This window comes from Burkholderiales bacterium (assembly GCA_013695435.1).
Taxonomy (GTDB): domain Bacteria; phylum Pseudomonadota; class Gammaproteobacteria; order Burkholderiales; family JACMKV01; genus JACMKV01.
On sequence record JACDAM010000070.1, the window covers coordinates 1 to 5,926 of the forward strand.

At 61.4% G+C, this 5,926-nt stretch carries 5 protein-coding genes; 1 reads left to right on the forward strand and 4 read right to left on the reverse strand.

All coding sequences use genetic code 11. The features are described from left to right. The 3 genes from H0V78_04115 to H0V78_04125 form a co-directional block, all read right to left on the reverse strand. Nucleotides 1-786: AAA family ATPase (locus H0V78_04115; GenBank protein MBA2350990.1), on the reverse strand; the 786-nt coding region annotated here is incomplete at its 3' end. A gap of 289 nt (nt 787-1,075) precedes the next feature. After that, nucleotides 1,076-1,918 carry a heme-binding protein gene (locus H0V78_04120; GenBank protein MBA2350991.1) on the reverse strand — a complete coding sequence of 281 codons (843 nt, stop codon included), beginning with the start codon at nt 1,916-1,918 and terminating at the stop codon, nt 1,076-1,078. Between the two features lie 267 nt (nt 1,919-2,185). Continuing rightward, nucleotides 2,186-3,877, reverse strand: a complete 1,692-nt coding sequence (locus H0V78_04125; protein ID MBA2350992.1) for an aldehyde dehydrogenase — start codon at nt 3,875-3,877, stop codon at nt 2,186-2,188. A gap of 322 nt (nt 3,878-4,199) precedes the next feature. On the opposite strand from H0V78_04125, the gene ald reads away from it, so the two are divergent. Beyond that, nucleotides 4,200-5,309 (forward strand): alanine dehydrogenase, encoded by a 1,110-nt coding sequence (gene ald / locus H0V78_04130; protein ID MBA2350993.1) that lies wholly within the window; start codon nt 4,200-4,202, stop codon nt 5,307-5,309. A 247-nt stretch (nt 5,310-5,556) separates the two neighbouring features. On the opposite strand, the gene H0V78_04135 is transcribed toward ald, so the two are convergent. Continuing rightward, entirely contained in the window at nt 5,557-5,712 is a 156-nt protein-coding gene (locus H0V78_04135) for a hypothetical protein (GenBank protein ID MBA2350994.1), read from the reverse strand. Nucleotides 5,713-5,926: the final 214 nt, after the last annotated feature.

Genomic DNA, 5,926 nt, shown 5'->3' on the forward strand with positions numbered 1-5,926 from the left:
CAGGAAATCCTGCGTCTTGCGATCGGTTTTCTCGAAAATTTCGGCGGCGAAGTAATCGAACAATTGCTGCGGCGTCGAGCTCTCGAACGATTGCGCGGCAAGGTCGCCTACGCCGGCCAGCAGCAGCGTGATGCCGGCGGCCCAGCCTTCTGCGCGAGCGAGTAGATCGGCGCTCAATTCCTGACCACCGCGCAGCCGCGTGATCGACTGCGCCTCGTCCGCGGTTAGCCGCAGCGCTTCCCAATCGATGATCTCGATCGCGTCATTTGTGCGCAGGCGCGCGAACGCAGGCGGCGGTGCCGCGCGGCTCGCGGCAAAAATCGCAACGCCCGGCGGCGCGCACTCGATCGCATGCCGTATGACTTCATGCAGCGCGGAATCGCCCGGCGCGTCCTGATAATTGTCGAGAACGGTGGCGAACGGCGGCTTGATGCGGCTGTAGAACTCCTGGAAATAGCGGCGCGCGAAGGCGGAAACACCATGCGCGAACTCGGGCGTAAACAGCGGCAATGGCTTCTTCCGCCGCGCCGCAACTTTGGTCGCCGCAAGACCGAAATAGTAGAAGAAGGTCGCGATATCGCCGTCGCCTTCATCGACCTGATACCAGAGGAACGGAATCGCGCGGCTGGTGAGATAAGTTGCGATCAGCGTGGTCTTGCCGGCGCCGGGCGGGCCGTGCATCCATACTGCCGGCCGCGAGCGCGCTTCATCGAGCGCTGTGAACAGCCGCTCTCGCGCATAAACCCGCGAGGGTCTCGGTGCTGTGAGTTTCGCAAGCAGCGCCAAGCTGTCGTCCTTTCGCAAAGCCAGCCGGAATTATAAGACCGGAGTCGCACTGCACAATACGACATCAGTAATAGGTCAAGTATTACTGATTTTCGGAAAAAATTATTAATGCGCCTTCGTCCCCGCGCAGGTGGGGACCAGCGATATGGCTTGACGATACTGGATTCCCGCTTCCGCGGGAACGACGGGTGGTGTGTAGTCCGACGCAGTGGAACGCAATCCGGAAATCGCCGATTCCCGGATTGCGCTTCGTTTCGTCGGGGCTACGCGCGTTTTTCAGCGGTATGCGCTACGGAACGACCACTGGCAGAGTTGCGGGGTTTCCTGCGCCCGGGCAACTCGGATGGCCGAAACCGCCCGCGCTGATTCCGGTGCCGCCGCCTGGGTTCGACGTGATGTCGAAAACGATGTTATCCGGTCGCGCTGCATCGCCAGAAACGAATCTGGGGATACCGGCCAGATGATCGAGATTCAGATTTTTGCGCAGGCGCCACGCGATAAAGTGGTCGGTGCACGAGGTATCGCCGCTGACGCCGACGCCGCCCATTTTGACGTGGCCGGCCGAGTACAACGCCAGCCCGCCGCCGAACACGTTGATGCCGCCGATGCGAAACCCGACCATCGGGTCGTTATGTCGTCCGAAATTGGCCGACGGGCCTTTGTAAGCGACCTCTGTGTCGACCGGGTTGCTGTGCTGCAAGCCGAACAGAAAACCACCGGGCTGTGCCGCCGAAAACAGCAGCGCAGTCGAAAACGCCAGGTCGTCGAGGCTCAGCGAGTTGGCGGTATTGGCTTTTTGCGCCGAGATCACGCGGCTCGCCAGCCATTGCGCGCCCAAGGTCGCACCCGAAAACGCGACGGCGCAGACTTTGCCGGTATCGTCGACTATCGTCCCCCACATCTGGTTGTCGAGGCCGGTGGAATCGGCGGCGACCGCTGCATTGAGCGCGGCCTTTAGCTGGCCGTGGCTGGGAAGACCTTTGCACCGCGTAGTATCGGCACGATCGGCGTGTTTGGCATCTTCGGACTGATCCGCAAAAGCAGCGGGGCTGGCTAGGGTGAGAAAGGTAGTCAGGACGGCGGTGGCGAGGACTGATGACCCAGCCCGGTTTTTTATTGAGTTCTTGTGCATTGCATTCTCCATTGAAGGCGCATTGATTAGCTTCGGCGAAGCTGCGCCGGTTTTCGCCGAAGGCATGGAAGAGGGGGAACGTAAACAATAACAATAAACACAACCACAGCGAAAAATCAATACGACTTATGTCATAGGACTAAAGTCATAGATGCCGCCGGAATCATCGTGGAAGCCCTTAAAAAGCCCGGATTCGCGGAGTGAAACGGAATCTGGCGATTCCCGGATGTACTTCCATCCGGGCTACGCCTGCTGCCGCTTATCTCATCAGCACCGCATTGCCGCCGCCAGCACGCCCGGCACTTTGGCCAACGCCTGCCGCTCTTCGAATGCGGTCATGCGCGGCATCATGGCGTTCACGGTTTTATGACTCGGGAAATACGCGGGCTTCGGAAACGTCGTCAGCGGATGGCGCAGCACGGTTTTTTCGATGCCTTCGAGCATAGGCGTGTTGTGCACGAAGCCGCTGCCGCTCTGAATGTCTTTTTGCGACGAGCCTGGAAATGCGCCCCACGGCGGCGTGCCGAATGCGAATGACATACCCGGCCAGGCGTTGACGCCGACCGTACCGTAGCGCAGCCTGACGATCGCGTTTTCGACCGCCTCGCGAATGCGCGCGTCCTTCATGCTCTTCGGATGCACGATCAGCGTTGCCGACAAGGTGCCCCACAGGCGACCGTTGGCGAAATTCACGGCTTCATCGAGAAAAGCCAGCGGATCGTTGCTGCCGATTTCGGCTTCGCCGAGCACCGGGCAGAAAAATTCCTCGCGGAACGCGGGCTCGGCGTTGTCGCCGGCGTTCAGCGACAACAGCGTCCACGGCAGGGTATTGGCAGCGGGCGCGCCAAACGTGCGCGCATTCGAACGTCCGTGCATCAGTTCGTCCCAGCGTTTGCGCGCGCCGGGGTAGTAGGCGTTGCGCGGCGGCGTTGCGGCAAACACGCTCTCGACGCGAGCCAGCAATTGCGAACGCGGTCTCCAGCCGCGCGGTGTCAGCACCACGCGCGCCGCGTTGCAGTTGAACGAGCCGTTGGTCGTGCTCGTGGCAGCGATGTCTTCCGCCTGATAGCACAACTCCTTCTCGCTGTACGGGCCCGGCACGACGATGACCGGCGACACATTGCCCAGTTCGGCGGTGATCGGCTTCTTCAGCAGCGGATCGTTGCGCGCCTTGCGCGCTTCGCGCTCGGCTCCGGGCGGACCCCAGACGATGGCGTCATAGGTCTTGTCCGAACCGGTAATGTGGATTTCGGCGATGTCCTTATGCTGCACCAGATAAGCGCCCTCTTCGGCGCCACCGTAGACGACGGCCAGATAATCTTTCGCGATCGCATCGGCGAATGCCTGTTCGATATATGGGCCGAGATAGGCGTTGACCGGGTTCATCTTGAACACGCACGCCTTGCCTTCGTTGAACATCTTGGTCAGGAGATCCATCACGGCAACGGCGGCGATATTGCCCGCGCCGAGCACGAGCGCGATGCGGCCATCGTGATCGGGTTTCTTGTAGAAACGCGCACGCGATTCGTGCATCGCCTGCTCGCTGATGCGCGGCTGCATGTGCACATCGACGCGCACCTTCGAAAACAGCATGCCGTCGAGCCGGCTGGCCGGGAACACCTGGACGCGCAAGCTGCCGTCAGCCGCGGTCGCGACTTTGCCGATGCGTGTGTTGCCGGTCTGCTGCAAAGCGCCCAACGACTCGATGATCAGGCGCAGATGGCGCACCGTCATCCACGGGTTCAGCGCCCACTCTTCGCCGGTATTGGTCGTTCCTTTTGCCGCGCATCCGGCCTTCACGCTGGCGTCGGCGATTTTCAAGTAGCCGGCTTGCATGCCGCGCGCCAGCGCGATGCGGTCGGCGATCGGCAATTTCGCGAAGGCGCGCGCGCCCTCGCGCAAGCGGGCGAGCATAGCGTCGATCCGGCCATGGCTGGTCGGCCTCTGCTGCTCGGCCATTGCGGAAGAAACGACATTTGCGGTATTCATTTATATCCTCCTATCAAGCCGGTAAGTGATGTCAACGCTCGGAGCCGGCGCAGAAACCAACCATTCCCGTCCAATCAGCAGCGTAGCCTGGATGCAGAGAAACAGAAATCCGGGACTGCCTGGTTCGCGGTCGAGATAGATTAATCGCGCCCGCCTTACGTATAGCTTACCGATTGCAAAAGCGCCTGTTTCGGGCAACGTTGTGCTGTGCGCGGGCAGATCGAGGTCGGAACTCGAATTCCATGCGAGTATCCTATAGGAGCCTTCGACCCTCTCGTCTTGACCACCTCCCATGTTGATCGGCGTACCCAAAGAAACCAAGGATCACGAGTATCGCGTCGGCCTGACTCCGGGCGGCGTTCGCGCCCTGGCCAGCGCCGGGCATCGCGTCAGCATCGAGCGCGACGCCGGCAGCAAGGTCGGCTTCAGCGATGCAGACTACCGAGCGGCCGGCGCGGCTATCGCCGACACCGCGCGCGAAATTTACGCGTGCGACCTGGTGGTCAAGGTCAAGGAATTGCAGCAAGCCGAATGGCCGCTGCTGCGAACCGGGCAGACGCTATTCTGTTATCTGCACCTGGCGCCCGATCCGGGGCTGCTGCAAGCGATGCTCGCGGCGCGCGTGACCGGAATCGCCTACGAAACCATCACGGATCGATCCGGGCGCATGCCCTTGCTGATTCCGATGTCGGAAATCGCCGGACGTCTGGCGCCGCAGATGGGCGCCGCGGCATTGACCATGGCGAACGGCGGCTCGGGTGTGCTCTTGGCGGGCGTTCCCGGCGTCGCGCCGGCCAGGGTGACGATCATCGGCGCCGGTACGGTCGGCGCAAACGCTGCCCGCATCGCAATCGGCATGGGCGCGCAGGTCACCGTGCTCGACCGCAATATCGCCCGCCTCGCCGAGCTCGAACAGCGCCACGCCGGCATACGCACCTCGCACGCGGAGCCCGATGCGCTCGAAGCCGCCGTGATCGAAGCCGATCTCGTGATCGGCGCGCTGCTACTGCCCGGCGGGCTGACGCCCAAACTGATTTCGCGCAATCTGCTGAAGCGCATGCGCGCAGGCTCGGCGCTGGTCGATGTCGGCATCGATCAGGGCGGCATCGCCGAAACCTCGCGCCCGAGCACGCACACAGAGCCGTTTTATGTCGAGGAGAATATCGTTCACTACTGCGTCGGCAATATGCCGGCGGCATGTGCGCGGACGGCAACTTTGGCCCTGACGCAAGCGACCCTGCCATATGTGCAAACGCTGGCCGGCAAAGGCGCTCTCGCCGCGTTGCGCGACGACGCCGATCTGCGCGCCGGGCTGCACGTGCACGACGGTCATATCACGTATCGCAACCTGGCGGAAGACGTGGGGCGGGCCTATATCCCTGCAGAAAACGTATTGCGTTAGATCAGGGGTGCGGTTTGCCCCCTCCCCGCTTGCTGGGGAGGGCCGGGTAAGGCCGTATACCGAAAAGTTTTCCCGAACAGAGACAGGATTCCAGACTCGGGATTACAACTCGGCGTCCAAGGGTAGTTCGGCAAGTACCAAATAGCGGGTTGTTGAAACTGCTACACTTGCCAATACTCGTTGCCCAAGGCTTCGTCTTAGCTGCGCTCGCTACGTTTTTTTAGCAGCCTTTTAGTGGTTTGGGCCTTCAGAAATAAAACTGGGCACGGAATTGCAGGATGTTGAGACCCCGATTGCGCGCTTCGCGATCGGTTTCGACGTGTATCAGATTCGACATGAAGCGGAAGTTCTCCTGCACATACCAGTTGAGGCCGAGGGTCAGCGCGGCGGCTGCGATAGCCATCTGGTAGTCGACGCGCTCACCGAAGACAGCGCGCTCAGTCCCGAATATGCCGGCTACGGTTCATTATTCCGGAGCGGCCAGGCGCTGGACGATTACGACCTGGTGCTGACGCCGACGCACCTGCGCGATCATGAAATCAAAAGCCGCGCGCATGTCGTGCAGCTGTTCCATGGCATATCGGACAAGCCTTTTACTTACGAACGCGATTTCAGCG

Excerpts from the sequence above, each read along its gene's own strand:
- H0V78_04120 (MBA2350991.1), bottom strand. The coding sequence starts at position 1,918 with ATGCACAAGAACTCAATAAAAAACCGGGCTGGGTCATCAGTCCTCGCC.
- H0V78_04125 (MBA2350992.1), bottom strand. The coding sequence starts at position 3,877 with ATGGCCGAGCAGCAGAGGCCGACCAGCCATGGCCGGATCGACGCTATG.
- ald (MBA2350993.1), top strand. The coding sequence starts at position 4,200 with ATGTTGATCGGCGTACCCAAAGAAACCAAGGATCACGAGTATCGCGTC.
- H0V78_04135 (MBA2350994.1), bottom strand. The coding sequence starts at position 5,712 with ATGGCTATCGCAGCCGCCGCGCTGACCCTCGGCCTCAACTGGTATGTG.